At 64.6% G+C, this 26954-nt stretch carries 23 protein-coding genes; 12 read left to right on the forward strand and 11 right to left on the reverse strand.

The genetic code is table 11. The features are described 5' to 3' along the window. Positions 1-474: 474 nt before the first annotated feature. Positions 475-1062: a hypothetical protein gene (locus tag ACH49N_RS11195; protein ID WP_397504504.1), complete on the forward strand. Its 588-nt coding sequence runs from the start codon at positions 475-477 to the stop codon at positions 1060-1062. 65 nt (positions 1063-1127) lie between these two features. Here ACH49N_RS11195 and ACH49N_RS11200 read toward each other — a convergent pair whose 3' ends face one another. After that, the gene (locus ACH49N_RS11200; RefSeq protein WP_159923036.1) at positions 1128-1586 is read right to left on the reverse strand and encodes a hypothetical protein; all 459 of its coding nucleotides are present in this window, start codon (positions 1584-1586) and stop codon (positions 1128-1130) included. A gap of 320 nt (positions 1587-1906) precedes the next feature. Here ACH49N_RS11200 and ACH49N_RS11205 point away from each other — a divergent pair, with 320 nt between their 5' ends. Then, a complete protein-coding gene (locus ACH49N_RS11205) occupies positions 1907-3736 on the forward strand; it encodes a histone-like nucleoid-structuring protein Lsr2 (protein WP_397504505.1) in 1830 nt (609 codons plus the stop codon). Positions 3737-4051: 315 nt separating this feature from the next. Beyond that, positions 4052-4558, forward strand: a complete 507-nt coding sequence (locus tag ACH49N_RS11210) for a DUF664 domain-containing protein (RefSeq protein ID WP_109334459.1) — start codon at positions 4052-4054, stop codon at positions 4556-4558. On the opposite strand, the gene ACH49N_RS11215 is transcribed toward ACH49N_RS11210, so the two are convergent. Continuing rightward, entirely contained in the window at positions 4543-5769 is a 1227-nt protein-coding gene (locus ACH49N_RS11215; protein WP_358272405.1) for an oxygenase MpaB family protein, read from the reverse strand. The two genes, ACH49N_RS11210 and ACH49N_RS11215, sit on opposite strands and share 16 nt — an antisense overlap. Positions 5770-5947: 178 nt before the next feature. Here ACH49N_RS11215 and ACH49N_RS11220 point away from each other — a divergent pair, with 178 nt between their 5' ends. Beyond that, positions 5948-6520, forward strand: coding sequence for a TetR/AcrR family transcriptional regulator (locus tag ACH49N_RS11220; protein ID WP_358272403.1), 573 nt, complete (start codon positions 5948-5950; stop codon positions 6518-6520). 116 nt (positions 6521-6636) lie between these two features. On the opposite strand, the gene ACH49N_RS11225 is transcribed toward ACH49N_RS11220, so the two are convergent. Then, on the reverse strand, positions 6637-8940 hold the full coding sequence (locus ACH49N_RS11225; RefSeq protein WP_358272401.1) for a serine/threonine-protein kinase: 2304 nt from the start codon (positions 8938-8940) through the stop codon (positions 6637-6639). Positions 8941-9031: 91 nt separating this feature from the next. Next, complete coding sequence (locus tag ACH49N_RS11230; RefSeq protein ID WP_358272400.1) at positions 9032-10330, reverse strand: glycosyltransferase 87 family protein; 1299 nt, start codon at positions 10328-10330, stop codon at positions 9032-9034. Between the two features lie 184 nt (positions 10331-10514). Between ACH49N_RS11230 and ACH49N_RS11235 the strand changes: the two genes are divergently transcribed. Together ACH49N_RS11235 and ACH49N_RS11240 are read left to right on the forward strand one after the other, a co-directional pair. Further along, complete coding sequence (locus ACH49N_RS11235) at positions 10515-10847, forward strand: metalloregulator ArsR/SmtB family transcription factor (RefSeq protein WP_358272398.1); 333 nt, start codon at positions 10515-10517, stop codon at positions 10845-10847. Then, positions 10844-11332: an SRPBCC family protein gene (locus tag ACH49N_RS11240; protein ID WP_213575735.1), complete on the forward strand. Its 489-nt coding sequence runs from the start codon at positions 10844-10846 to the stop codon at positions 11330-11332. Before ACH49N_RS11235 ends, ACH49N_RS11240 begins: the two co-directional genes overlap by 4 nt. A gap of 82 nt (positions 11333-11414) precedes the next feature. Here the strand turns inward: ACH49N_RS11240 and ACH49N_RS11245 are convergent, their stop codons facing one another. The 3 genes from ACH49N_RS11245 to ACH49N_RS11255 all read right to left on the reverse strand — a co-directional run bounded on the left by ACH49N_RS11245 (position 11415) and on the right by ACH49N_RS11255 (position 14824). Further along, on the reverse strand, positions 11415-12860 hold the full coding sequence (locus ACH49N_RS11245) for an amino acid permease (RefSeq protein WP_397504506.1): 1446 nt from the start codon (positions 12858-12860) through the stop codon (positions 11415-11417). Between the two features lie 16 nt (positions 12861-12876). Next, a complete protein-coding gene (locus ACH49N_RS11250) occupies positions 12877-14103 on the reverse strand; it encodes a Glu/Leu/Phe/Val dehydrogenase (protein WP_213577535.1) in 1227 nt (408 codons plus the stop codon). Between the two features lie 190 nt (positions 14104-14293). Then, on the reverse strand, positions 14294-14824 hold the full coding sequence (locus tag ACH49N_RS11255) for an Lrp/AsnC family transcriptional regulator (protein ID WP_250767085.1): 531 nt from the start codon (positions 14822-14824) through the stop codon (positions 14294-14296). Between the two features lie 183 nt (positions 14825-15007). On the opposite strand from ACH49N_RS11255, the gene hppD reads away from it, so the two are divergent. Further along, positions 15008-16213 carry a 4-hydroxyphenylpyruvate dioxygenase gene (gene hppD, locus ACH49N_RS11260; protein ID WP_358272395.1) on the forward strand — a complete coding sequence of 402 codons (1206 nt, stop codon included), beginning with the start codon at positions 15008-15010 and terminating at the stop codon, positions 16211-16213. Between the two features lie 76 nt (positions 16214-16289). Further along, positions 16290-16502: a hypothetical protein gene (locus ACH49N_RS11265; RefSeq protein WP_159923072.1), complete on the forward strand. Its 213-nt coding sequence runs from the start codon at positions 16290-16292 to the stop codon at positions 16500-16502. 53 nt (positions 16503-16555) lie between these two features. Here the strand turns inward: ACH49N_RS11265 and ACH49N_RS11270 are convergent, their stop codons facing one another. After that, complete coding sequence (locus ACH49N_RS11270; protein WP_159923074.1) at positions 16556-17254, reverse strand: Clp protease N-terminal domain-containing protein; 699 nt, start codon at positions 17252-17254, stop codon at positions 16556-16558. Between the two features lie 128 nt (positions 17255-17382). Between ACH49N_RS11270 and ACH49N_RS11275 the strand changes: the two genes are divergently transcribed. Both ACH49N_RS11275 and ACH49N_RS11280 read left to right on the forward strand, forming a co-directional pair. After that, the gene (locus ACH49N_RS11275; protein ID WP_358272393.1) at positions 17383-19752 is read left to right on the forward strand and encodes an FdhF/YdeP family oxidoreductase; all 2370 of its coding nucleotides are present in this window, start codon (positions 17383-17385) and stop codon (positions 19750-19752) included. Between the two features lie 165 nt (positions 19753-19917). Next, positions 19918-20154, forward strand: coding sequence for a sigma factor-like helix-turn-helix DNA-binding protein (locus ACH49N_RS11280; protein WP_358272392.1), 237 nt, complete (start codon positions 19918-19920; stop codon positions 20152-20154). A 46-nt stretch (positions 20155-20200) separates the two neighbouring features. On the opposite strand, the gene ACH49N_RS11285 is transcribed toward ACH49N_RS11280, so the two are convergent. The 3 genes from ACH49N_RS11285 to ACH49N_RS11295 form a co-directional block, all read right to left on the reverse strand. Then, complete coding sequence (locus ACH49N_RS11285) at positions 20201-20983, reverse strand: response regulator transcription factor (protein ID WP_358272390.1); 783 nt, start codon at positions 20981-20983, stop codon at positions 20201-20203. Positions 20984-21326: 343 nt separating this feature from the next. Then, positions 21327-23150, reverse strand: a complete 1824-nt coding sequence (locus ACH49N_RS11290) for an NAD(P)/FAD-dependent oxidoreductase (RefSeq protein ID WP_358272388.1) — start codon at positions 23148-23150, stop codon at positions 21327-21329. 78 nt (positions 23151-23228) lie between these two features. After that, positions 23229-24383, reverse strand: a complete 1155-nt coding sequence (locus ACH49N_RS11295) for a hypothetical protein (RefSeq protein WP_358272387.1) — start codon at positions 24381-24383, stop codon at positions 23229-23231. A gap of 180 nt (positions 24384-24563) precedes the next feature. Here ACH49N_RS11295 and ACH49N_RS11300 point away from each other — a divergent pair, with 180 nt between their 5' ends. Both ACH49N_RS11300 and ACH49N_RS11305 read left to right on the forward strand, forming a co-directional pair. Continuing rightward, positions 24564-25610, forward strand: a complete 1047-nt coding sequence (locus ACH49N_RS11300; protein ID WP_358272386.1) for a 2,3-butanediol dehydrogenase — start codon at positions 24564-24566, stop codon at positions 25608-25610. Continuing rightward, complete coding sequence (locus tag ACH49N_RS11305; RefSeq protein WP_358272384.1) at positions 25607-26917, forward strand: GAF domain-containing protein; 1311 nt, start codon at positions 25607-25609, stop codon at positions 26915-26917. Before ACH49N_RS11300 ends, ACH49N_RS11305 begins: the two co-directional genes overlap by 4 nt. Positions 26918-26954: the final 37 nt, after the last annotated feature.

Below are 26954 nucleotides of genomic sequence, written 5' to 3' on the forward strand. Positions count from 1 at the left end.
TGTGTTCGCGGCGAAATTAGGATTGCGGTTCGAATGAACCCGGGATGTTGTCCTGCCTGGGTGGGGATTGCCCGGGCCGGTGAAGTCGGCGTCGGCGTCGGTACCAAACCATGCTTAACAGCCAGGCCGTCCACGCCCCGATACGGATGCGATTCCGCCGCAACGTCGTCGGCGGCTTGAAACCCCCTTATTCACGGGGGACACTCGACGAACTTCACCCCGGGCACTCGCAGGAGGTACCTGCCGCAAGTCTTGACGCATCACTGTCACGGCGTTTGACTTGGAACTCAAGCTTGTGCCGGCTCGCCCGACGGTGTTCTGGGAGGTTGACGTATGCGCGGCACGAGAATATCGGGTTCGGGTCATCGACGCGGTGCAACCCGCCTACGGCCCACCAGCGGCAGAAACCGTCGACACCGGGTTGTCGATCCCTTCGCCGGAGCGCCTGGCTATGAAGGCCTCGCACCGACGCACGTGGCCAGTCCGAGTCAGCTCAACGAGCCACTCGGCCAGCGAGCGGCCGAGGTGATCGAGGCATGCGCCCGAATCCTCACCAATACGAACGGTCGTCCCCTCTATTCCGACATCGACGGTCACCCCACACCGTCGGTCCTGGCCAGCTACGGCCTTTACGTGAACACCAGCGGATTGCTGGAAAGTCCGGCCAACGCGGATGCGCCGACGAGGCAAGTGAACTCTCTGATCGCCCCCGGCGGTTACGTGGGCACATGGTTGAGGAACAACGGTGCGACACACACCCTGATAGCGCTCTATCGATCGGCATACACGGTGCAAGCGATCTACGGCTTCGCGTCGCAACAGATGTCGGGCGCAGCTCAATTGGTGACCAACACCAAGGGGGGTGTGCGTTCGGAAGTTGGCATGTCGATGGCACCGCCGCTCTGGATAGTGAACTTCGCCCTGCTCTACATACTGAATCCGTCCCTGGCCGCCGCGATGCCTGCCCACTGGGCTCCCATTCCGCCGGCAGTTGCCGACGCCGTACGGGCGAGCCCCACCGGCCAGGTTCCTTTCAGGGGCTATGCGTCCTACTTCCCATGACCCGATCGAGGAGTCCGGCGAAGTCTGGCCCGATGGCATGAGCGGCGACGAGGTGCGGGCGACGTTCAGTTGCGTGTCGGCGATCCGTTCCACGCACGGACGAGATCGTCGCAGAGGGAGGCCTTGAGAATCCTCAGGCGTGCGAGGTCCGACGGCCTCGGGGTCATCGCGGCTTGGAGTAGAACGAGGAACCGGTTTCGTTGTACGCCGAATTTGATGAACAGCTCCTCGGCGTCGGCACCGCCGTAGGGAGCCCACTCGATCGCGAAAGCAACGAGGGCCCGATCCGAGGAGCTGATGGATTGCACGCTGGCGAGAAGATCACAGGCCCGCAGAGCCTGCCGTGACCAGTCGAGCTGGGGAGAGTCTGCGGGAATCCCGGTCTGTGTGCGCCGCCGACGGACTGCTCGGTTTCCGGTTCGGTTGCGCTCCGGTTGAGCTAGACAGGGAATGTTGATGTGTGCAGCGGTGGGAAGGAAGGTTGCCGTGGCGGTCGTAGGCGGTGGGGCGGTGTTTTCGAGCATGGATGCCTCTAGCTGGTAGTGAGCAGGTTGGGTTCTTCCATAGTCGTGTTCAGACACGTATTCGGAATCGGTCATCCGGCGGGGTGGGGTGCCTGTTTTTGTCTTCACGCGCGGCTCGGTACGCGGGTACGGGCCGCCGGCAATGCGTGGAATTCGTTTCCTCGTCCTTTACGGCTCGCTAGCGAACACGGCCGGGCTCCGATGACATTCGTGGGGGTGGGCGTGCGATCCACTGCACGGAACCGCACCGCGACGGGCGAGCTGATGGCCAGTCCGCGAGCCGATCGGCCGGCGGACGCTGGTCGGTCTGGCAATTTTGTATGCGCAATGGGTCGCGTGCCCGGAATTTGAATCCCGTAGGTGCTAATGCAAATGAACGTGAAGCAGCCATCGAAGTATGCTCGTGGACAAATTCGGGAATCAGGTTGTCAGCGTGCGCTATTCGAATATGTGAAGTTCATCGCGCGGTTAGTGTGGAGCTCGAACGGTGTCGTGTTTGGTCTGCCCAGATGGGCGATGTCGTAAACGTCACAAGGTACGTTTGGGTGAGCTTCCTGATCACGGGGAGACACCTGCGGTTATTGTGTGCGTTTGACGATTGCCCGGCGAAGAAAGAGAGCACGATGGCGGTATCACCGAGGAGCTCCGAAGAATCGGCGAAGAACAGGACGAAGGCGATTCGTGAGTGGGCGATCGGGGAGGGTCTCGAAGTTTCCTCTCGTGGCCGTATTTCGGCCGAGATCGAGCGAGCCTTTCATGACGCTGCGGCAAAGAAGGTTCGGATAGAAGCGGAGCCGGCGAAGAAGGCTGTTTCGAAGGAGTCTGTTTCGAAGAAGGCACCGGTGAAGCGAGTGACGGCGAGCAAGGCGCCGGCGAAGAAGACGGCGGATGTGGAGAAGGTAGTCGCGGAGACGACGCCAGCGAAGAAGATGACCAAGGAGATTCGTGAGTGGGCGATCGGGCAGGGTCTCGATGTGTCCTCTCGTGGCCGGATTTCGGCCGAGATCGAGCGAGCCTTCCATGACGCTGCGGCGAAGAAGGTTCAGGTAAAAGCGGCGCGGGTGAAAAAGTCAGCGGCGAAGACGACGCCCGTGAGAACGACGGTCGCGAAGACGACGGCGAGCAAGGCGCCGGCGAAGAAGACGGCGGATGTGGAGAAGGCAGTCGCGGAGACGACGCCAGCGAAGAAGATGACCAAGGAGATTCGTGAGTGGGCGATCGGACAGGGTCTCGATGTGTCCTCTCGTGGCCGGATTTCGGTCGAGATCGAGCGAGCCTTTCATGACGCTGCGGCAAAGAAGGTTCAGGTAAAAGCGGCGCGGGTGAATAAGGCAGCTGAGAAGAAGGCGGCCGCGAAGAAGAAGGCCGGGGGAACGACGGGCGTGAAGACGGCTCCGGTAAAGGCTCCGGCGAAGAAGGCGGCGGCGAAAGCGGCCGCTGCTAAAACGACGGCGACGGAGACGACGCCAGCGAAGAAGATGACCAATGAGATTCGTGAGTGGGCGATCGGGCAGGGTCTCGATGTGTCCTCTCGTGGCCGGATTTCGGCCGAGATCGAGCGAGCCTTTCATGACGCTGCGGCAAAGAAGGTTCAGGTAAAAGCGGCGACCGCGAAGAAGTCAGCCGCGAGGAAGGCTCCCGCAAAAACAACGGTCGAGAAAACCACGGCCGCGGAAACTAAGGCCGCGAAATCGGCGATTCCGGAGAAGGTAGCTCCCGCGAAAAAGATGACCAAGGAGATTCGTGAGTGGGCGATCGGGCAGGGTCTTGAAGTGTCCTCCCGTGGCCGGATTTCGGCCGAGATCGAGCGAGCCTTCCATGACGCTGCGGCGAAGAAGGTTCAGGTAAAAGCGGCGCCTGCAAGGAAGCGAGCCGCGAAGAATGCTCCCTCGAGGACGGCGGCCGCCAAGACCAAGGGTCCGCGAACGACGGCTGTGAAGAAGTCTCCCGCGAAGACGACGCCCACCAAGATGACGGTCGCGAAGACGACGGCTACGGGGAAGGCGGCTCCGGCGAAGAACATGATCAAGGCGATTCGTGAGTGGGCGATCGGGGAGGGCAGGAACGTGTCTTCCCGCGGCCGGATTTCGGCGGAGATCAAGCAAGCCTTCCATGACGCTCAGGCGCAGGTGCCAGTCGCGGTCGGCTGAAACGGGTGGTGTCCGCCATTGAGCGGACTTATCGGCGCCTGTTGGTGGGCTCGAGGTGGGCACCGCTCGACTGACGGGTAATTGTTGTGCGCCGTCGCGGGTGACACGTCGTCGGTCCGGTTCGTCGTAGTGGGTAATCCACGATGCGTCGAGCGGACCGCGGCGTGGCACCGGCGCGGCCGGTGGCAAGGGAACGCGACACAGGGTGGTCGGTGACGTAGGAGATATGCCCGTCCGGTGTCACATCTCTGCCCGCCCGGGTACCCGAACGGTCATAGTGGACAGGAAAAACGTATACGCGACGAGGGGAGCATTGTGGATCACAGTGCGCTGTTGACCGACGCTTTCGACCGTATCCAGGAGACCGTGCACGAGGCGCTGTCCGAATTACCGTCTGACGCACTGACGTATCGGGTGGACGAGGACGCGAACACCATCGCCTGGTTGGTCTGGCATCTCACCCGGGTGCAGGACGACCACGTTGCCGGGGTCGCGGGCACCGAGCAGGTGTGGACGTCGGGCGGCTGGTGTGAACGATTCGACCTGCCTTTCCCGGTGGCCGCGATCGGGTACGGGCAGTCGTCCGCCGAGGTGGCGAGGGTGACGACCGCAGCCGGACTTCTGCTCGGATACCACGATGCGGTCCACGACCGAACCGTCGACTACGTCCAGTCGATCGGTACGGACGACCTCGATCGCATCGTCGACGAGAACTGGGATCCGCCGGTCACTCTCGGCGTGCGGCTGATCAGCGTGATCTCCGACGATCTGCAGCACGCCGGGCAGGCCGCGTACATCCGCGGACTCTACGAACGGCGCTGACCGGGCCCACGCTTCGGTTCGTTGTCGGCGAGCCACTGTTCTACTCGCCGCCGTGAGCGCCGGCTCACCCGCTGCCGAACCGCCGGGCTCAGTCTCGCCGCACCGTGCAACGCACCGTTTCCGACGAGAGCCAGTGGTACATACCAGGCCAGTGTGGCCGGCAGTCCCAGCTCCCGCATCCCGGCCTTGCCGGAGAACAGGCGCTGGATGCTGAGGAGGCGCTGCCGGTTGATTCTGCGTCGCAACGATTGCGCACGGTCGTAGGAGAAGTTGCCCCAGGATTTCTGTAGTGCGTCTGCCAGAATCCGCGAGTTGTCGTCCGGCCCGGGCGCGAACATCCCGATCTGGCACATGTTCCGCCGCCCAGTGTTCTCGTCGTCGACCAGCCAGTGGTCGTCGATGCCCATCAGCCATCCGATGTACCGCCACAGGTGCATGACGTCGCGGCCCTCGTCTGCGGAGACCCACACGCCGAGCGACCGCAGGCCGATGAGGAAGGTCGTCGAGAAGAGCGCGAGGGTGCCGGCCTGATCCGACTGATTGATCGGCATGCCCCATTCGGCGACATCCCAGTCCTCGTCCCGCAGCAAGCTGTGGTTGACGAACGCATGCATCAACCGGACGTGCACCGACAGCTGCCAGCCCTGCCGGTCGCGGTCCATCCCGCCGGGGAGGACGCACTCGTACCACCACCGGACCGTCTCGGTGACACGCGCACCCGCTCGATCGCCGACGAGCCTGCCTGTGGACACGAGCTGTCGGGTGGTCGCCGAGCTCCGGTACCCGTTCATCAAGGAGCCCGTGGCGAGAAGATCGAGCCCTGTCATGCCGCTACGGAGGCAGACGGCGGCTCCTCGTTCGAGTCGTGCGTCGTCCACCCAGGCGGGCCGGTGATCCACCGAGTCGAAGAAGGCGGCGAGTGGTGGCGCGGGGTGCTCGACGTCGGTGATTCCGCGGGACAGGGCGGTGGTGAACTGCGCCATCGTCACCGTCTTGTCGACGAGGATGGCCTGCGCGAGCGCGGCACCGAGTTCGTCCTGACTTGCCACCGCCCGGGCGTGGCGGTCCTCCTCGACGGGTGTCGGTGTCGTATCTCCGTGGGTGAGCAGTGACAGTGCCCGCATCGACCGGCGACCCCACTCGACATCACGGGCGAATCGGCGGGGCGGGACGAACTCGGACACGGTTTCCCGGGTCTGCATTTCTGTCATGTCGATGAACTCGATTCGGGCGCGTAGGTACTTCCGACCAGCTCTGACGGCTGCTGAGTTACAGTGCACACCACCAATTCGGACGGGTACAAGTCGCATTGAGGCGCAGAAGGGACCGGTCGAGGAAATGGGCACTGGCCAGCGGAAAGGTCCTTCCCAGCAGCGTTCACACGCGACGGTGGCACGCATCTTGTCGGCCACTGGTCAGGTTTTGGAAGCCAAGGGTTACGCCGGGTGCAGCACCGGCGCCATCGCGGAGGCGGCCGGTATCTCGAAGGGTTCGGTATACCAGTACTTCGCCAATAAGGACGAGATCATCGAGGTTCTCCTCGACGGGATTCTCGACGAGACGACGCACACCTTCGGGGAGCACCTCGACCGATCCGTCGGGCAGGGCACCTTCCTGCGAGATCCCGCTCTCCAGGGGCAACTCCTGGCCGTGCTGGACCGCTATCGCGGGATACTCGCGCCTTTGCTCAACGACGCTCCGCACCTCGGATTGACGGACCGCTCGGCACGCCTCGAGGAGCGCTGCCGGGACCTGCTGCGCACGTACGTGACGCTCAATCCGTCGTCGATTGCTCCCGGCGTGGATCTCGAATCGCTGCTGCTGGTTCTCACGGTCAGCTACCGAGCGGTGAGCGTCGAGTACCTGCGCCGAGACCTCCGGGAGCGCCGCAACGAGCTGGCGGCGGTGTTGTACGACATGACGATGGGCGGCCTGGCGGGCGGAAAACTCGGCGGGCTGTAACACAAAGGGGCCCTCGAGAGAAATACCAGTTGAGCCCCGTGGCGCTGTCGGACCCCGACCTGGCAGCGCCAGGGGCTTTCTCCTTGCCCTCCCAGCCGCAGCAGCACGTCGAACGACTACCGACGCCGTCCGGCAGGTGCGCCGGGCACCTCTATCCGCACGACTCGCTCCAGCGCCCGCAGATCGCTCTCGATCCGGCGGAATAGCTGGTACACGCCGATGAAGGCGAAGATTCCGCCCAAGCACAATGCTCGAACCGTCGCATTGACGGCGTCGCTGGGATCGCCGCCGACGAAACTGAGTCCGGCGACTCCGATCAACGGCACCGCCGCGGCGACCGCGACGTAGCGCGGCATGCTGCGGGCGAGGCTCCGGATGCCGCGGCAGTCGGAGCTGCGCAACTCACCGTGCGACAGCAGGATCGGCGACAAGCATCGGACGGCGTAGAACGTGAGGATGAAGAACGGGTACGCCACCGCCACTGCGCCGCACACCGCAAGTGAGGCCAGAAGTTGCGTGTACGCGCGGAGCGGTATGCCGCCGGCGGTGATCTGCAGAGCGATCGGGTAGGCGACGCCGGCCACCAGCCACAACGCGAAACTGACCACGACGGCGCGATGACCGAGGGTCAGCGTGGCGGCGCGGGCTTTGCCGAGAATGCCGGAACTGTAGGTGCGGCCCTCGCTGAGACCGCGCGGCACCGTGATCGACAGCCGACACCAGTAGAGGATGAGAATCGCGCCGAGGGGAAAGGCGACACCGCCGATGATCAGGTGGACCTGCTCGAGATTCTCCTGTGCCTGGGCGGGAAGCGCGGAAATGATCAGGACCTTGTTGTAGTAGTAGTTGTACCCCGCAGCCAGCAGGTTCGGGATTCCGATCGCCGCGAGCAGGATGGCCGGGGCAAAGCGCCACATCGTCGCGCGCCGGCTTCCCGGCGTCGGGTCGACGAGGTCGCGTGCGTGCGGGTCGAGGCACAGCGCGAACTGGCGGGCGAGCTTGCGTCCACTCGACCACCGATCCTCCCGGTCGGGTGCCAGTGACTTCACCAGGACGCGGCGCAGCGCCGCCGGACAACCGTCGGGCAACGGGTTCTGTTCGAGGTCCACACCGCGGCGTCGCGATTCGAGGAGCACGTGCGGTGAGGGCGGCGCCTCTCCCGCCTCGCCGTCGGAGAACGGCCTGCTTCCGGTCAGCAGTTCCCACAGCAGGACGCCCAGTGCGTAGATGTCGCTTCGGGTGTCGAGGTCACCAGCGGTTCGTGCCGCACCGGGGTCGCAGGCCTCGAGCTGTTCGGGTGACATATACGCCACCGAACCGCCGACGAATCCTGCAGCGCCGGGCGTTGCCACATTGTCGCTGGAACTTACGTTGAAATCGGCCAGTTTGGGCACGCCCTCGACACCGAGCAGGACATTCGCCGGTTTGATGTCGCGGTGCAGCACTCCGTGTTTGCACGCGTATTCGAGGGCGTCGGCGAGGCGTAATCCGATCCAGGCGACGGTCTCAGGCCAGGACAGGGCGGCGATCTCGCTGCGCACGCTGGAATCTTCGGGCCGCATCTCTCCTTTCTCGTCGAGGACACGGTCGATCGAATCGAGGAGAAGTTGCCCTGACCGCTTGTCGGGCGGTGTGGCGCGCACCAACCGGACGACGTCCAGCAAGGTGCCGCCCGGGACGTACTCCATGAAGAGCAACCGGAGTTGGCGCTCTTCCAAGAGTCGCTGATCGAAAACGCGCACGATGTACGGATGGTCGAGTTGGGCCATCGTCTGCGGCTCGGTGCCGACGTTGCGCGAGATCTTGAGTGCTACCCATCGTTGCATCGAGTGTTGCCGGGCGAGGAATACCCGCGCGAACGCTCCCCGGCCCAATTCCCGGACGAGTTCGAAATCCTCGAGCCGGGCTCCGACATCGAATGCGTCGCCCACCGTCGGCTCCGACGTGCGCGGCTGCCGATGCGAATCCAGTGTGAGTAGGCCCTCGAAGCGGTTCGCCTGAGTGGGGTACGCCTTCAGATAGTCGTCGGCCTCCACCTTGTCGCCGCTGTCGCGTCGGACCCGGAATTCCTCGTAGAGGAGATCCGCCGGCAGTGGTTCGGCCAGGAGTTCGGGAAATTCGAGGCAATAGTCGGCGAGCCGTTTCGGCTGCCCCGAACGCAGCCAGCGGTATTCGAGATCCACCTTGATCAGTTCGACCAGTGCTGCCCGTCGAATGGCTGCCGCATCGGGAAGGTATTCGCTGAGGGCAGCCGGGGAACCGGACGACTCCCAGTCGGCGACCAGTTGTTCGACGCCACTGTCCACGACGAATCCGCTGTCCGACGCAGTGACGGGCGAAGACGCGACGGCCGTGTCCGGTCCCAGTTCGGTGGGTGGGCCGGTCGCGACCGTCACGTCACTCGGCGGGCGATCGTTCATGGTGTTCGATTCGGGACACGGGGCGGGGAGCCACGGCAACGTGACTACTCTCAGGATATTCCGGTCGAGTCCGGCCGGTGGCGAAAGCCGGTCACGCACTCCGTAACGGCAGGTGCGGGGGATCCTCGAGCACCGGATCGACGGGCTCGGACGGCACCGTGGCCAGGGCGGGGGGTCGCGTTCTGCGCGCGAACACGGCCGACGCGACGAGGACCGGCACGTAGACGACGAGGTAGATGTTCTGCAATACCGGGGCCACGGGCCACGAGGGCGGGTACAGGAACAGGCCGATCACGATGAAGTCCGTGCTCCACCAGTACGGCCACGCCGCGGTCGCGGCGAACAATCCCGCCGCGGCGCACCACCAGAGTCGGCTCACGGTCAGCGCGCGGTGCACCAACCAGACGAGCAGGGGAATCAACCACACCCAGTGATGACTCCAGGAGTACGGCGACACCACGGCCATGGTGAGGCCGCTGAGGGCGACCGCGAGGAGGTGCTCGCCGCGCTCGTACAACCGCACCGATACCAAAATGCTGACAACGGTGACGGTCGCGGCCAGGACGAACCACAGCCACAGCGGCGCCTGTCCGTCGGTCAGCCGGGCCAGGGTGCCACGCAGAGACTGGTTCGACGGATGTCTGTTGTCGGCGATGCGGGTCGAGTCGAAGAACGTGCTGGTCCAATACTGCCGCGAATCACCGGGGATCACCGCCCAGGCCACACCCACCGTCGCGAGGAAGGCCGATATGGCGACGGCAGCCGTACGCCACTGGCGCAAGGCCAGGAACACCAGCACGAAATACGCAGGAGTCAGTTTGATTCCGGCGCTGATCCCCGTCCCCACTCCCCGCAGTCGGCTGGAATTCGGCCGGGAGAAGTCCCACAGCACCAGCAGCATCAGCACCAGATTGATCTGGCCGTAGAACAGGGTTGTCCGTACCGGCTCGAGGAAAGTGCACGTGAGGGTCGCCAGGGCCGTGACGAGCAGGAGGTAGGGGGTGATCCGGTAGCCGAGGATCCGGCAGCACAGCACGATGCACGCGGCGAGCACGAACAGATTCAGTGCCATCCACAGGTTGTCGACGTAGGCGCCGGGGATCCGCTCGAGCGGGACGAAGGCGAGTGCCGAGAACGGGGTGTAGGTGTACAGCAATCCGAGTACGACGGGGCCACCGTAGAGCGGCAGGTCGTGCTGCACCCGCCACCCACCGTCCCGGTACACGTGGAGGTCGGCGCCCCCGGTGAACAACCCGATGTCAGGGGTCCACGGATCGATGGGGCCGAGCACCAAGGCGGCGGCCACCGTCGCGCTCACCACCAACCCGATCACGAGTGTCAGGCTGCGAGGTAAGGGAACACGGTCGCCTGCTTCCTCCGACCCGGCCATGCGCGTCCCCCTTTCTTCTCCCCGCCCCGAGGTACACGCTAACCGGCGATGGTCGGCGGCTTCGGTAGCGCGGGCGGGGCAACCGGATTCGTTATCCATCCGTATCGGCTCCGAGACGCCGTGACCCGAGCTGCGCGCAGGCCGGGGGTTGACGGCACCCCCAGTGAGTGAAACACTGAACTAGATGGTTCAGCATTCAGCTCTCGACACTTCGTTCGCCGCACTGGCCGATCCCACGCGACGCGGAATTCTGCAGAGACTCGGCCGGGGCGCCAGCACGATCAGCGATTTGGCAGAGCACTTCGAGATGACACTCACCGGCATCAAAAAGCACGTGCACCTGCTCGAGGTTGCGGGCATGGTCGTGACGGAAAAACGTGGGCGGGTGCGGTACTGCATGCTCGGCGTGAATTCCCTCGAGCGCGAGGTGGCCTGGATACGGGACTACCAAACGTCTCTACAGGGCCGACTGGACCGTCTGGATGAATTCCTCACACGAACGGAAGGCACCTCATGAGCACCTCCACTCCTCCCACGGCTGCGACGCTCACCACCCCGGCGGACCGCGAAATCCGTGTCGAACGCATTTTCAATGCCCCGCGCGAACGGGTGTGGGCAGCTTTCACCACCCCCGACCTCCTGGCGCAGTGGTGGGGCCGCGGAAATCGGCTCGACATCGAGCGCTGGGAATTCGAGCGCGGTGGCCACTGGCGTTTCGTCGAACACTCCGAGGGAGACACCCATGGATTCGAGGGCCGGTTCCGCGAAATCGCTCCCATGGAGCGCCTCGTGTACACCTTCGAATGGGACGGTATGCCCGGGCACGTCACGGTCGACCACAACACCTACACCGATCTGGGCGACGGTCGCACCAAACTGACGGTCGTCAGCCAGTTCCACACGCCCGAAGAGCGCGACGGCATGCTGCAATCCGGCATGGAAGGCGGCATGAACGAGAGCTACGCCGCCCTCGATGCGGTTCTGGCGCAGACGACGTGGTGATCTCGCCGGTCGCGTGACCGGCCTCGGTCCTCCTCCGGTCGCTTGACCGGCCGCGGTCCTCCTCCGGTCGAAGGCCGACCTCTCAGTGGGCGTGCTCGATAGTCGACTGAGTGTCGCTGCTCGTCCTCCGCTGCCGGCGTCCGAGGACCCAGCAAGCCAGGGTGATCGCGCAGGTGAAGGTGAGGGTCGCGATGAGCTGGTTCCGCGCTGCGTCGTCGAACAGGGCCAGAACCGCCACGGCGGCGAGCAGGGCGAGAGCGACATAGGACAGATACGGGAAACCCCACATCTTCAGCGGCAGATCGTTGCGGCCTTCTTTCTCGGCGCGGCGGCGTAACACGATCTGCGACACCGTGACGAATGTCCACAACACCAGAATCGTCGACCCGACTGCGTTGAGCAGCAGGGGAAGTACCCGATCGGGTGCGAGGTAGTTGAGAACCACCGTCAAAAAGCCGAAGGCCACGGACGCGAGCACCGCGAGGCGGGGTACGCCGTTGCTCGATACCCGCCCGAAAATCTTGGCCGCGGCGCCGCGCTCGGACAGCGAGTAGATCATCCGTGAACCACTGAACAGCATGGCGTTGAGCGAGGACAGCAGGGCGATCACCACGACGACGGTCATCACCGCGCCGGCCCCGGGCACGTGTGCGGCGTTCAGCACCGCGACGAATGGGCCCGAGGAGAGTTCCTCGGCAGTCCACGGCAGCACCGTCACCATGATGAGAACGGAACCGATGTAGAACACCAGGATTCGCCACACGATGGAGCGCACCGCCCGGCTCACGTTGCGGCGCGGCTCGGACGTCTCTGCGGCCGCGATGGCCATTACCTCGGTGCCGCCGAACGCGAACACCACGATGAGTAGTCCGGCCGCGATGCCGGTGACCCCGTTGGGGGCGAATCCACCGTGACCCGTCAGGTTGGCCAGCGCGGGAGCGTCGAAGCTCGGAATCCAACCGAAGATCATCGCGGAGCCGATGCCCAGGAACCCGACAATCGCCGCGATTTTCAGTGCAGCGAACCAGAATTCGAACTCACCGAATCGGGAGACACCCGCCAGGTTCACGGCGGTCAGCACACTCATGTAGATGAGCGCCGCCGCCCATTGCGGCACCGCCGGTATCGACGCCGCGGTGATGGCTGCCGCAGCGGTTGCCTCGGCGGCCACCACGATGACCACCTGCACCCAGTAGAGCCAGCCGATGGTGCGCCCCGCGATCGGCCCCATCGCCTTCTCGGCGTGGACCGAGAAGGCGCCGCTGTCGGGGTCGGCTGCCACCATTTCGCCCATCATGCGCATCACCAACACGACGAGAAAGCCGGCGATCAGGAAGGACACGAGCACGGCCGGACCCGCGACGGCGATCCCCGCGCCGGAACCGACGAACAACCCGGCCCCGATCGCGCCGCCCAAGCTCATCATCACCAGCTGTCGTGGCTTCATCGCCTGCTGAAGTCCGCGGGTGACAATGTCTTTCGTGGGTGCAGGCGGTGTCTGCACCACTGTGTCGTGAACTGTGTTCATGGGGTCTCCCAGGACGTCAGACGAGCTGATCGAGAGCGATCTCGAAGGCGGTACCGGCAATCCCGGTCGGCTGCTGTGATCGCGCGTGGCACCGCTCGAGCGCCGTCGCCACCGTGGTGGACACATCACCGAAGATGGCGTCGTCGGACACCTCGATGTCGCCCTCCATCAGCAAAGCGAACGCTCGGGCCATGCCGCAGTTGGCGATGAAGTCGGGCACCACTGCCACGCTCTTGTCGGCGTACTCGTAGGTGGGGCCGTAGAAGATCTCGTCGTCGGCGAAGGGCACGTTGGCCCCGCTCGCCACCACTTCGAGGCCGCCGTCGATCAACCGGTCCACCTGGTCGCGTGTCACCAGGCGGGACGCCGCGCAAGGCAGGAACACCTCCGCGCCGACGCTCCAGATCGTCTCGTTGATGTCCGCGAACGGCACAGCGCCGGGAGCGTTCAGCTCGTTGCCCGACCTGGTGAGGAACAGATCGCGGATCTGTTCGAAGTCGTACCCGTCGGTGTTCGACACCCCGCCGTTGCGGTCGATGATTCCGACGATGCGGGCGCCGGACTGGGCCAGGTAGTAGGCGGCGGTGGCCCCGACGTTGCCCCAGCCCTGCATGATCACCCGCTTGCCGGTGAGTTCACCGCCGTAGACGCGGTAGTAGTGGCGTACCGATTCCGCGACGCCCCAGCCGGTGATCAGGTCGGACACCGTGTACTTGGCCTGCGGGTCGGGGGTGAAGCGCGGATCCTCGACCACCTTCGCGACACCGAGCCGGAGTTGCCCCACCCGCTGCACCCGTTCCCGGTCGCTGGCCGCGAAGTGTCCGTTGACGACACCTTCCTGTGGGTGCCAGAGCCCGTAGCTCTCGGTGATCGGGACGACCTCAGCCATCTCGTCCACGTTCAGGTCGCCGCCGGTGCCGTAGTACGCCTTCAGCAGCGGGGTGACGGCCCTGAACCAGCGTCGCAACACCTCGTCCTTGCGGGGGTCCGTCGGATCGAAGTCGATGCCCGACTTGGCGCCGCCGATGGCGGGCCCGGAGACGGTGAACTTCACTTCCATCGTCTTGGCCAGGGACTCCACTTCCCGGCGGTCCAGGCCGCGCCGCATCCGGGTTCCACCGCCGGCAGCGCCCCCACGCAGGGAGTTGATCACCGTCCATCCGCGGGCGGACGTCTCGGTGTCGTGCCACTCGAAGACGATCTCGGGGGCCTTTTCTTCGAATCGGGTGAGCAGGTTCTTCATGGCTTCTTTCGGGAGTCGGGCGGCCGGGCAGCAGTGCGATCGAGCCGTTCCCTCGATCAGCACCCGCTGTTACGGCGATCACTGTGGCGGGCGCCACTCCCATGCCGCAAGCAGCCCTGCAGCACGTAGCCAGGATGAACATCACCACGACAGGTATTCGGTGTTTTTCTAGGCAACGTGCCCAGCAAACTCAGCGATCGGCGTGCTGATCGGTGGCCCGGTACGCGGGAGCCTTCGCCGAACCGCGACGGTCGAGGGTGCGCAACAGCGGCATCGACCGATACGGAACGATCACGGAGAGCACCATCACGCTCGTGGACCGCGCGACGACGCTCGATTTGTTCAGATCGATCAATGTCTGCTGCAAACCGAGATGTGATTGGGCCGCGACCCGGCAAAGGATGTCGCCCGAACCGGTGGTCGCGAAAGCTTCGAGCACACCGGGAATCGACTCGAGCTCCGACGTCACCGAGTCGAGTGCGCCCTGCGCCGTCTCCAGGGTGACGAATGCCTGCACGTCGAAACCGGCAGCCGAAATGTCGATATGCGGCTCGTAACCGGCGATGATGCCCGACTCCTCGAGCTTGCGTACCCGCGCCTGAACGGTGGCTCGGGCCACCTTGATTCGACGCGACAGCTCCAGCACTCCCGCCTTCGGGTCGGCGTGCATGGCGTCGAGCAGCGCGAAATCGAGCTCGTCCAGCTGCACGGCATCCTTCATGCGAACACCACCTCCGAGGTCGATCAGCTAGTCCGACTGTATAACAAATCGCGTGATTTGCTCCTCGAAAGTGGCACTGCGGCTAGGAACTCCTGGCTCGGTTGCCTACGACGGCGGAGTGGGTTTTCGTGGTGACGCAGGCGACAATCCCGGCTCACCGGCCAACGAAAGAGGAAGACTCCGATGACGATCGAACAGACACTTACCGACAAGGAACGTTTGGCGGATCTCGATCTCGATCAGCTCAGGCAGTTGGTGGGTCTGGTGGAATACGACTCGGCTGCGGATCCGTTTCCGGTCAGTGGTTGGGATGCGGTCGTGTGGGTGGTGGGCAATGCCACCCAGAGCGCGCATTATTTTCAGTCGGCGTTCGGGATGACTCTCGTCGCCTACTCCGGGCCGACCACCGGTAACCGCGATCACCACAGTTTCGTTCTCGAATCCGGGGCGGTCCGGTTCGTGATCAAGGGTGCCGTGGACCCGGACAGCTCGTTGATCGAGCATCATCGCGTCCACGGCGACGGTGTCGTCGACATCGCGCTGGCGGTGCCCGATGTCGACAAGTGCATTGCGCATGCCCGGGCGCAGGGTGCGGCCGTTCTGGACGAGCCCCATGACGTCACCGACGAGCACGGCACCGTTCGACTGGCGGCGATCGCCACCTACGGCGATACCCGGCACACCCTCGTCGACCGCAGCCGCTACACCGGTCCCTACCTGCCCGGCTACGTCGAACGCGCCTCCACGCACCGCAAACGGGACGGCGCCCCGAAACGGTTGTTCCAGGCCCTCGATCATGTGGTCGGCAACGTCGAATTGGGCAAGATGGACGAGTGGGTCGGGTTCTACAACCGGGTGATGGGCTTTACCAACATGGCGGAGTTCGTGGGCGAGGACATTGCCACCGACTACTCCGCGCTGATGAGCAAGGTCGTCTCGAACGGCAATCATCGGGTGAAGTTCCCGCTCAACGAGCCGGCGATCGCGAAGAAGCGGTCGCAGATCGATGAGTACCTCGATTTCTATCGTGGTCCCGGTGCCCAGCATTTGGCGTTGGCCACCAATGACATTCTCACCGCCGTCGATCAGCTGACCGCCGAGGGTGTCGAGTTCTTGGCCACCCCGGATTCGTATTACGAGGATCCGGAGCTGCGGGCCCGGATCGGGAACGTGCGTGCCCCGATCGAGGAGCTGCAGAAGCGCGGGATCCTCGTCGACCGGGACGAGGACGGGTATCTGCTGCAGATCTTCACCAAACCACTCGTCGACCGTCCTACCGTGTTCTTCGAACTCATCGAACGCCACGGTTCCCTCGGTTTCGGTATCGGTAACTTCAAGGCCCTCTTCGAAGCCATCGAGCGAGAACAGGCCGCACGCGGGAACTTCTGACACGCAGCTCGAGTCACGCACGAACTCGTCGACGCGATGCCCGTATCGGACGGTGTGACTTCGGTACCGTGTCGGAATGAGCACCCGCGATGTTCCGGCACAGATAGGCGACCTTCCTCCGATCGGGCGTCCGGCGAACAGCGCCCTGCTCGAGGCGGGCATCACCACCCTGGCGCAGGTGGCCGCTCGCAGTCGTCGAGAACTGCTCGCCATGCATGGCGTGGGTCCCAAAGCTGTTCGAATCCTTGAAGGCGCTCTCGAGGAAAGAGGACTCGCCTTCGTCGAGTGAACGCCGGCGGTGGGTGGAATCCCCGACCGGCCGACTGCTGATCGGAAGCGGCTCTATTCCTTCGCTTCCGCTGCGCCGAGCGCCGTCAGCAGGAATCGCTCGGCGGCATCGGTGTCGGCGCCGAGGCGGCGGAGCGGACCCGGATTGTCCGTTTCGTCGGCCATCAACGCGAGCAGCATGTGTTCCGTTCCGATGTAGTTGTGGCCCAATCGCAGCGCCTCGCGGGTGGACAATTCGAGCACCTTCTTCGCGCCTGCCGCATAGGGGATCAGAGCGGGGGATTCGGTGTCGGCCGGCCCGGCAGCTAGGTCTGCCTCCGCGGCTTCCCGGATTGCCTGAGGTGTGAAGCCCTGGTCGGCGAGCGCCCGCATCGCGAGGCTGTCGGGCGCGCACAGCATGCCGAGCAGGAGATGCGCCGACTGAATCTCGGACAGGCGCTGCGCCCGAGCTTCCTCCTGCGATTGGACCACCGCCTGCCGGGCCTTCTCGGTGAAACGCGCGAACATGTTGGCACTGCCCTTGGGTGTGAACCGCTGCTGGGCGGCTTGCTTCGTGACGCCGATACAGCCGCCGATCTCCGTCCACGACGCACCGCTACGCCGCGCTTGATCGACGAAGTGGCCGATCAGGTGGTCGGATATTTCGTTGAGGTGCTCGGCGGTCAAGACCGCAGCCGTCAACTGTTCGAGGGGTTGATCGGGGTATCCGGAGCGGATTCCGTCGATGAGGTCGTCGAGTCGTATTTTCGTCATGCGTCAACGGTAGATTGACGCATAGCGTCCGTCAAGGCTGGGTTGACGATGCCCACTTTCTCCAGCCGATGCCGCGCCGCGCGAATACGATGACAGGAAGAACGTCGAGCCGTGACGGGAGACTGACCATGCGTCACCACGATGAGGGCCGCGACCACGACGAGGCCGACCTCGAAATTCGACCCCAAGAGGATCATGCCGCCGGCCCCACCGCCGTCGCAGTGTCGATGAAACGTTCGCTCGAACATATGGGCATGAGGCGGACGGCCGAGACTCTGCTGCGCCTCAATCAGGCCGAGGGATTCGACTGCATGAGCTGCGCGTGGCCGGACCCCGACCCGGGTCATCGGCACAAAGCCGAATTCTGTGAGAACGGCGCGAAGGCGGTTGCGGAGGAAGCGACCCGGTCCCGCGCGACTCCGGAATTCTTCGCCCGGCACAGTATTGCCGACCTCGACAGTCACAGCGAACACTGGCTGGGGCAGCAGGGGCGGATCACCCACCCCATGGTGAAGCGGCCCGGGGCGACGCATTACGAACCGATCGACTGGGACGACGCGTTTGCCCTGATCGGCGGCCAGTTGAAGGCGCTCGACAGCCCGGACAAGGCCATTTTCTACACGTCCGGTCGGGCGTCCAACGAGGCGGCGTTCGCGTACCAGCTCTTCGTTCGCGCATTCGGTACGAACAATCTGCCCGACTGTTCCAACATGTGCCACGAATCCACCAGCATCGCCCTTCAGGAGTCGATCGGAATCGGCAAGGCGAGTGTGGTGATGGAGGACGTGTACGACGCGAAACTGATTGTGCTGCAGGGCCAGAATCCGGGCACGAATCATCCGAGGATGTTGTCGGCGCTGGAGAAGGCCAAGCAGAACGGTGCGAGGATCCTGTCGATCAATCCGCTCCGTGAGGCCGGTCTGGTCAACTTCAAGAATCCGCAGACCCCACGCGGCATGGTGGGATCGGGTACCGACCTGTCCGACATGCACCTGCCGATCGCACTGAACGGGGATCTCGCCTTGCTTCAGGCATTCGGTTCGCTGCTCGTCGAATGGGATGCGCTCGATCACGCTTTCATCGACCAGTACACGATCGGCTTCGAGTTGTGGAAAGAGCATGTCGCCGCAGTCGACTGGGACGTTGTCACCGAGACGACGGGGCTGTCCCGGGAGCAGATCACCGACGCCGCCACGTTGCTTCGGGACTCCGACGCCACCGTGTTCTGCTGGGCGATGGGACTCACCCAGCATCGTAACTCCGTGGCCATCATCAAGGAGATCACCAATCTCGCACTGGCCCAGGGTAATATCGGGAAGCGTGGTGCCGGACTGTTTCCGGTTCGCGGGCATTCGAACGTGCAGGGTGACCGGACGATGGGTATCTGGGAGCGTCCGCCCGGGCATTTTCTCGATGCCCTGCAGAAGGAGTTCCGTTTCGATCCGCCGCGCGCGAACGGGTACGACACCGTCGACTCGATCCGTGCCATGCGCGACGGCAAGGCGCACTTCTTCCTCGGACTGGGCGGCAACTTCGTTCAGGCCGCCCCGGACACCGAGGTGACCGCTGCGGCGCTCCGCAAGACGCGCATGACCGTGCACATCTCCACGAAGATCAATCGTTCGCACCTGGTGTGTGGGGAGACGGCGCTCATTCTGCCGACGAAGGGACGCACTGAGAAGGATTTTCAGGCGTCCGGTCCGCAATTCGTTTCGGTCGAGGATTCGACGTGCTCGGTTCACGCGTCGCGGGGTCCGCTGGACCCGGCCAGTCCACACCTGGAGTCGGAAGTGGGCATCGTGACGCGCATTGCCGAAGCCACCATCGGTGACCGCTACGGAATCGACTGGAAGGGGATGCGAGAGGATTACGCGAACATCCGGCTGCACATCTCCCGCGTCGTGCCCGGATGCGAGGGGTACGAGGTGAACGTCCGACGTCCGGGCGGTTTCATCCTTCCGCACCCGCCGCGTGACGCCCGAACCTTCGAAACGCGTTCGGGTCGTGCAGAGTTCGCGGTGTCCCCGATCGAGGTCCTGCAGGTGCCGCCGGGGCATCTGATCTTGCAGACCCTGCGAAGCCACGACCAATTCAACACCACGATCTACGGGTACAGCGACCGCTATCGGGGCATCGAGGGTGGCCGCCGCGTCATCTTCATGCACCGCGACGACATCGCGGCGCTCGGATTCGATGACGGCGACATGGTCGATCTCTTCACGCGCTGGGACGCTGACGAGCGGGTCCGGTGCGCGCAGAACTTCCGCATCGTCGACTACGACACCCCGCGCGGCTCCGCCGCCGCCTACTATCCGGAGACCAATCCGCTGGTGCCGCTGGACTCGACGGCGCTGGGCAGCAATTGCCCTACCTCGAAGTCTGTCGTCATCTCGCTCGCGCGAGCGAAGGGGCGGCACGGCAATCAGGCCGGCGACCAAGACGAGGTGGGCGCCGACTGGACACACAAGACCGACCCGGAACCCCACCACCTGTCCTGAGTTCGTCGGCAGTTCGCCACTGTCTCCCCTTATCGTGCTCTGTTCGATGGGTGTCACCCCTGCCGTCCGCGCAACATCCCGGCTGATCGGGACGCCGGTCCCTTCCCCACGGGACATCGGGCCCGGCACAGTGAAGCGACTTCGACGAGCGAAAGGCGAGCCGTGGTGACCATCGATGACAAGAGCGCAACCCGGCCGTCGACGCTCCTCGACGCACTACCCGAGCGGTACCGGACGGTGCTGCGCCTGCGGCTCGCTCATCAGTTGCCGGTCGAGCAGGTGGCCCGGCTTCTCGGTACCTCGACCGAGACTGTGCTGCTCACTCAGCACGCCGCGATGAACCTTCTCCGGCGAGAACTCGCGGACGGACGTCGCAATAAGGTCGAACGCTGGATGCAGTGAGTCAGGGTGCCCGCATCGAATGCTCAATGCACTACGGGGCCGTAACTCACACCGCATCCGACAACGTGTATCCCGTGTCAGCGCAGGTGTTTCGGCTGCTGTGGGCAAGTTGTGTCGGAGCCGGGTGCTCGTCGGTCTCGGATTTCAGTCTGAAACCGACGCCGCGCACCGTTTCGATGACGTCCGGTGCCCCGTGAGATTCGAATTTGCGGCGTAGTAGATAGACACACGTGTTGAGGACGTTCGACTTGGAACCCTCCGGCAGCCCCCACACTTCCTGTAACAGTTGGCCCCGGCGGACTACGCGGCCGGCATTGCCCGCGAGAGCGACGAGCACGTCGAGTTCTGTTCTACTCAGCGCGATGCGGGCACGGCCGACGTTGAGCACTGCATTGTCGGTGTCCACGGAGATGCCGGACGAGGTAGACGAATTCGACGACGAGCGAGACGGCCCCAGTCGTCGGAGGAGAGCACGAAGCCTCGCGACAACCTCGTCGACGTTGGCGGGAACACACATCACGTCGTCTGCGCCCGCCTCGAAGTAGGAACACCGCGTTTCCTCGTTCGCGAACTCGTCGACGACAAGGATGCCCGTTCTCGCTCCGAAAACACGCAGAACTCGGATGGTGTCCAGTGCCTCGAGGTTTCGTGAACGGGCGTCGACGATCACCACGTCGGCACGCCGCACGACATCTGCTCCGTCGAGCGTGGCGGAACCGGGCTGCACGTGCATTCCCGCCGAGCGTAGGTACTTGACGAGCCAGGATTCGGCGCTCGGAAGGAGGACAACCGTTCCCGGAACGGCACCGCGATCGGCAAAGGAGTACATCGGTGGTCCTCCCTTCTGCGGCTTCGCCCCCGTGAGTACTTCTCAACCACGGGTTGTTAATAAGTACTCACGGTCAGTGATCGGGAGAATCGACGGGAGTGTTACTGCAGGACGAGGTGAGAGCAACCCACCGCGTTACCGTCCGCGCCTGTGCCAGTGCAGTAATCGAGCTACTGATCGGCGCGGACAGCCATCGTCCGGTGAGGAAGAGGAAACAAGCGACGAGGGCGTGGAGCATCGGGCGGGCAACTCTCCGTAGGTGGTCGAGAACGGGAAATCGGGCGCCCCCGCACCGGTGTGATGCGGGGCGCCCGACACGGGGCCGATCAGACACGGGGTCGGATCAACTGAGGTGGTGCACTTCCTGCAATCCGTAGACCGGCGTCGGGATCTTCTCGTACCGTGCCTTGATCTGGAGGGCGAGATACAGGGAGTAATGCCGCGACTGATGCAGATTGCCGCCGTGGAACCACAGAGCTTCCTGCTGCGTCGGCTTCCACATGTTGCGCTGCTCACCCTCCCACGGGCCGGGGTCCTTGGTGGTGTCGGAGCCGAGGCCCCAGCACTTGCCGACCTTGTCGGCCACTTCCTGGCCCATGAGGTCCGCGGCCCACCCGTTCATGGAACCGTAACCGGTGGCGTAGACGACCAGGTCGGCCGGCAGTTCCGTTCCGTCGCCCAGGACCACGGCGGTTTCGGTGAGTCGATCGACCTGTCCGGAGACGAGGTGGATGCTGCCGTCGGCGACGAGTTCGGAGGCGCCGACGTCGATGTAGTAGCCGGACCCGCGGCGCAGGTACTTCATGAACAGGCCGGAGCCGTCGTCACCGAAATCGAGCTTGAATCCCGCCTTCTCGAGCCGGTCGTAGAACTCCTTGTCTCGTTCGGCGATCTTCTGATAGATCGGGATCTGGAACTCGTGCATGATCTTGTACGGCAACGACGCGAACGTCAGATCGGCCTTCTCCGTGGTCATGCCCGCCGCGAGGGCCCGCTCCGAGTAGAGGTCGCCGAGGCCGAGATCCATGAGAGATTCCGACTTCACAATGTGCGTGGACGAACGCTGCAGCATCGTGACGTCGGCGCCGTTCTCGTAGAGCGCCTTGCAGATGTCGTGGGCCGAGTTGTTGGAGCCCACGACGACGACGCGCTTGCCCGCGTAGGCGTCCGGACCCGGGTGCTGACTCGAGTGGTGCTGCTCGCCCTTGAAGATGTCCTGGCCGGGGAACGTCGGGACGCTGGGTTTGCCCGACATGCCGGTGGCCAGCACCAGCTGTTTCGGGTGGAGCACGACCTCCTCACCGGCACGGTTGACGACGACGGTCCATTCCTTGGTCTCCTCGTCGAACCTGGCGGAGGTGCAGGTGGTGGACGCCCAGTACGGGATCTCCATTACCTTCGTGTACATCTCGAGCCAGTCGCCGATCTTGTCCTTCGGGGCGAACACCGGCCAGTTGTCGGGGAACGGCATGTAGGGCAGGTGGTCGTACCAGACGGGGTCGTGCAGGCACAGTGACTTGTACCGGTTACGCCACTGGTCACCGGGTCGCTCGTTCTTGTCCACCACGATGGCAGGCACACCGAGTTGACGCATGCGGGCACCGAGCGCGATGCCGCCCTGGCCGCCGCCGATGATCAGTACGTAGGGCTGCTGCGTGTAGCCGAGTTCCTTCTCCTCGAGCTCTCGCCTTTCGGTCCAGCTCAGGGTGTCTCCGCCGGCGCCGTGGACTGCGCCCTTCACACGCTTCGTTCCGCGGGGCTCCTCGTGTCCCTTCAGCTCCTGCATGGTGGTAAGCAACGTCCACGCCTCGTCGCCCTTGAGCCGCAGGTGGCCCTTTCCGCGGCTCGTGGCGGTCTCGAACGTGATCCATGCGGAGGTGACACCGTCGGCCTCTACCGGGGTCTCGCTGGTGCGGAAGTTCGTCGGCTCGGTGTCGTCGAGTCGTGCCTGCAGCATTGCGGCGACGCCGTCGCGTCCCTCGACCGTCTTGAGGTTCCAGGTGAATGCCACCAGATCCCGCCAGAAGCTGTCGACCGCGAACATGCCCGCAGCGCGTTCGATGTCCCGCGCAGCGAGAGCCGCTTCGAAATCAGCCAACCACAGGTCGACCCGTTCCTGAGGCGTCGAGAATGTCTGGACCGCGGGCGGCTGGACAGTCTGTGTCATGGACCTCTCCTTTTCTCTGTTGTGACTCACAGCACACTCCGTTCCGGGCGGGGGCAACAGCGTTGCAGCGTGTTGCAATCACGACCCGGCCACGGAGGGTGCCCACCGCCGCAGGCCGAAGGACTGGAACCCGACGACGTACAGCAGGGTCCACAGCACCAGCCAGTCGAGGAACCCGAGTGCGTTGCCATGCAGGTCACCGGCGACCACGGGCTCGTGGAGAACGTGCTCGGCGGCGAACCGGTAGTAGACGAGAAAGGTGACAACGGCGAGTCCGAAGGTGAGCGCCGCCCGCAGCGGCAGATTTCTGCCGTCACCGAAACGGGTGGGCCGGTTGCCGAACGCGTTGGCCCAGAGAATCATCCAGAATGCCCAGCACACTCCGAGCTGGGCCGGGAACTGATGGATGGCATCGCCCAGTTCTGCGGTGGCCACGGTGCCGACGAGAATCTCGACCAGCGGAACCATCACGAAGTAGATCGCAGTTCCGAGGACGACGTTCCCGACCGTCGAGGCAAGGGCCACCGCTCGCGGATTGCGCTCACCGCCGAAGATGCGCCACGGCCAGTTGTCCAGCGTCTGCCCCGTCAGGATCACGGAGACGACGATCGAATAGAACCATCCGAGGACTGTGTCAATGGACATCAGCGGGTCCGTCGCCGACAGCGAGACGGAGGGCAATCCGAGAACCAGATACAGCGCCAGCGTCGGGACGGCGATGAAGGCGATCTCGCACAGGCCGACCAGTGGTTGACGCAGTCCCAGTGTGGTCCACGGCCAGTGTTTCCAATTCAGGACGGCCATCACCCACGTCCCGAAGCCGAAGAGCACGAACAGGGCCCCGGCGAAGTACCCCAGTCCGTCGCCGCGGTCCGCGGCGAAGTCGGGGAACAGCCGGCCGAGTCCGTTCGCGAGGAGCCACGTGACCGCCACGGCGAGCACTGCCGTCGTGCCGAGGATTGCGATCCCTCGCGCCGGTTGGCCCAGTCGGTCGAAGCCTGCGAACTCGCAGTTGAAGCCGATGAAGACAATGAACAGGATCGCCCAGAACAGTGCCGCATTGAACGGAAGCGGGTAGAAGTTCCACGGACTGATCTGCGGATCTGCGAGCAGATACCAGGTAGCGACTGCTACAGCCGTGACAACGGCGAGGTTGGCCAGGCCGATCACCGCCCAGGACGGGGATCTTTTCGGTGGCGCGCTTGTCGAGGACGGGCTCAGGGTTGCCGTCATGTCGTGCTCCTTCGTCGGAAATGCGTGCAATGTCGCGGCAACTATGAGCTGGATCACACAGGGCGCGGCAGGGTTGCGGGCAGTAGCCGCTGCAACGCGCTGCAACCCTTCCGGTTTGTGGGCCAGGTCACATACAACTCAGTGCATACCGGCAGGGTGCCGGAACGACGGGAGTGAACGATGCGCGCAGCTGTGTACTACGGCCCGAACAAGGTGGAGATCGCCGACGTGCCCGAACCTCAGGCCGGGCCGGGGCAGGTAAAGGTGAAGGTCGGCTTCAACGGCATCTGCGGAACCGACCTGCACGAGTACTACGCCGGGCCGATCTTCATCCCCACCGAGCGGCACGCCTTGACCGGACAGCAGATGCCGCTGGTCCTCGGTCACGAGTTCTCGGGCACGGTCACGGAGGTCGGCAAGGGGGTCACCGGCACGTCGGTGGGCGACCGGGTCGCGATCGAACCGATCTACCGTTGCGGGCACTGCGCCCCGTGTGCGGCCGGGAACTACAACATCTGCCAGCAGATCGGATTCCACGGTCTGATGTCGGACGGCGGCATGGCCGAGTACACGGTGGTGCCAGCCGACATGGTCCACCCGCTGCCGGACAATGTGTCGCTGGAGCTCGGCGCCCTCGTCGAACCGATGTCCGTTGCCTATCACGCAGCGACCCTGGGCGACGTCCGTCCGGGTGACACCGCGATGGTTTTCGGCGCCGGACCCATCGGAATCGGTCTGTGGTTCGCGTTGCGCGGCAAGGGGCTCGACGACGTCCTCGTCGTCGAACCGTCACCGACCCGCCGCGCCGCGATCGAGGCGCTGGGCGCAAAGACCCTCGATCCCACCGCAGTGGACGTTCCCGATTATGTCCGCGACGCCACCGAGGGCCGCGGAGCCGACGCCGCCTACGACGCCGCGGGTGTGCAGCCGTCCGTCGAAACCGCACTTGCCTGCGTGGGCGCCCGTAAGCCCATGGTCAGTGTCGCAATTTACGAAAAGCCGCTCGAGACACCACTGTTGAATCTGGTGATGAACGAGTCGCGCATCCAGGGTTCGCTGTGTTACACGTCGGCCGACTACGAGGCGGTCATCGCCCTGATGGCGGAAGGCAAGTACGACACCACGGGATGGGTCAGCGCCATCGCCCTCGACAGCGTGGTCGAAGATGGCTTCGAAGCCCTACACGCCGGCACCAAGATGAAGGTGCTCGTGGACCCGTCGCGGTGACCTCCACACGACGCGGTGCTTCAAGACGCCGGACCGCCGAACCGGCGGTGGGTGCGGGAGAAGATCCGGTGGGGTATGCGCGGATTCTCGCGGCCGTGTACGAGGCCACGATGTCCGGAGACAAATCCCCTGCACGACCCCGGGAGGTGGTGGACGATTCGTGGCGGCGGCTGAGGGAGCTGGGCATTGACCCCGAGTCGGCGCCGCCTACCCCGCGGATCACGCCGTCGAGACTGGACACGCGCCGCCGCGAGTCCGGGCTCGTCGACGTGCTCGACCACCTCGTTCACGGGTTGGACGCGGTGGTCGACGGCGGTGACAATATTCTCGTCGTCACCGATCACCACGGGGTTGTGTTGTGGCGCAGAGGATCGTCGTCGGCACTCGGTCGGGCCGATCGGCTCGGCTTCGTCGAGGGCGCAACCTGGGCGGAGGAGAGCGTCGGCACCAACGGTATCGGCACTGCGCTCGCCTCACGCAGACCCGTGCAGATCTTCTCGGCCGAGCATTACGTGCGCAGTCATCACGCGTGGACCTGCGCCGGAGCGCCGATTCGCGATCCCCGAACGGGCCGTGTCCTCGGTGTCGTCGACGTCAGCGGTCCCGTGGGCACCGTGCACCCGGCCACACTCGCACTCGTCGACGCGGTCGCGCGCCTCGCCGAATCGCACCTGCGGGAGACGCACCGGGAGCACCTCGACCGGTTGCGGGCTGTCGCGGCGCCGATGCTGTCGCGAATGTCCGGTCCCGCCCTGGCAGTCGACAGTGACGGATGGACGGCCGCTATCGAGTCGTCGCCGTTCCGTCCGCGACTGCTGTTGCCCGACGACATGACCCCGGGTCGTGCATGGATGCCCGACCTCGGCTCGTGTGACGTCGAACCGCTTCCCGGTGGGTGGTTGGTGCGCCCGGTCGGGAACTCGGATCGCGAGGCAACGCCGCGGACGCTCGTGCGGCTCGACCTCGCTCGGCCGCAACATCCGATCGTGCACGTGCACAGCGCCTTCGGCTCCTGGGTGCACGAGCCGACACCCAGACATGCGGAGATCCTCTTTCTCCTCACCCGGAGTCGCGACGGCCGCACGGCCGCGCAGTTGGCCGATGACCTGTTCGGCGACAGCGGTCGTGCGATGACGGTGCGAGCCGAGATGTCGCGTCTGCGTCGCCACTTTCCCGGAATTGTTCTGGGACAGCCCTATCGGTTCGACGAGGCTGCGGCGCTGGACGTGCGCCTACCCGACGACCGTACCCGGCTGTTGCCGCATTCGGTGTCGCCGGCAGTAGTGGCAGCCCGCACCCCCCTGTGAGTACTTATTAACCGCCGCAGGTTAATAAGTACTCACA

The sequence above is a fragment of the Rhodococcus sp. NPDC019647 genome (assembly GCF_044389235.1).
In the GTDB taxonomy this organism is placed as follows: domain Bacteria; phylum Actinomycetota; class Actinomycetes; order Mycobacteriales; family Mycobacteriaceae; genus Rhodococcus_F; species Rhodococcus_F oxybenzonivorans.

Bases quoted from the DNA above. Each gene is read 5' to 3' on its own strand.
- ACH49N_RS11275 (WP_358272393.1), top strand. From the start codon at position 17,383: ATGCGTCACCACGATGAGGGCCGCGACCACGACGAGGCCGACCTCGAA.
- ACH49N_RS11250 (WP_213577535.1), bottom strand. From the start codon at position 14,103: ATGAAGAACCTGCTCACCCGATTCGAAGAAAAGGCCCCCGAGATCGTC.
- ACH49N_RS11230 (WP_358272400.1), bottom strand. From the start codon at position 10,330: ATGGCCGGGTCGGAGGAAGCAGGCGACCGTGTTCCCTTACCTCGCAGC.
- ACH49N_RS11235 (WP_358272398.1), top strand. From the start codon at position 10,515: ATGGTTCAGCATTCAGCTCTCGACACTTCGTTCGCCGCACTGGCCGAT.
- ACH49N_RS11205 (WP_397504505.1), top strand. From the start codon at position 1,907: ATGCGCAATGGGTCGCGTGCCCGGAATTTGAATCCCGTAGGTGCTAAT.
- ACH49N_RS11300 (WP_358272386.1), top strand. From the start codon at position 24,564: ATGCGCGCAGCTGTGTACTACGGCCCGAACAAGGTGGAGATCGCCGAC.
- ACH49N_RS11245 (WP_397504506.1), bottom strand. From the start codon at position 12,860: ATGAACACAGTTCACGACACAGTGGTGCAGACACCGCCTGCACCCACG.
- ACH49N_RS11225 (WP_358272401.1), bottom strand. From the start codon at position 8,940: ATGAACGATCGCCCGCCGAGTGACGTGACGGTCGCGACCGGCCCACCC.
- ACH49N_RS11215 (WP_358272405.1), bottom strand. From the start codon at position 5,769: ATGACAGAAATGCAGACCCGGGAAACCGTGTCCGAGTTCGTCCCGCCC.
- ACH49N_RS11270 (WP_159923074.1), bottom strand. From the start codon at position 17,254: ATGACGAAAATACGACTCGACGACCTCATCGACGGAATCCGCTCCGGA.
- ACH49N_RS11285 (WP_358272390.1), bottom strand. From the start codon at position 20,983: ATGTACTCCTTTGCCGATCGCGGTGCCGTTCCGGGAACGGTTGTCCTC.
- ACH49N_RS11290 (WP_358272388.1), bottom strand. From the start codon at position 23,150: ATGACACAGACTGTCCAGCCGCCCGCGGTCCAGACATTCTCGACGCCT.
- ACH49N_RS11295 (WP_358272387.1), bottom strand. From the start codon at position 24,383: ATGACGGCAACCCTGAGCCCGTCCTCGACAAGCGCGCCACCGAAAAGA.
- ACH49N_RS11240 (WP_213575735.1), top strand. From the start codon at position 10,844: ATGAGCACCTCCACTCCTCCCACGGCTGCGACGCTCACCACCCCGGCG.
- hppD (WP_358272395.1), top strand. From the start codon at position 15,008: ATGACGATCGAACAGACACTTACCGACAAGGAACGTTTGGCGGATCTC.
- ACH49N_RS11255 (WP_250767085.1), bottom strand. From the start codon at position 14,824: ATGAAGGATGCCGTGCAGCTGGACGAGCTCGATTTCGCGCTGCTCGAC.
- ACH49N_RS11200 (WP_159923036.1), bottom strand. From the start codon at position 1,586: ATGCTCGAAAACACCGCCCCACCGCCTACGACCGCCACGGCAACCTTC.
- ACH49N_RS11265 (WP_159923072.1), top strand. From the start codon at position 16,290: ATGAGCACCCGCGATGTTCCGGCACAGATAGGCGACCTTCCTCCGATC.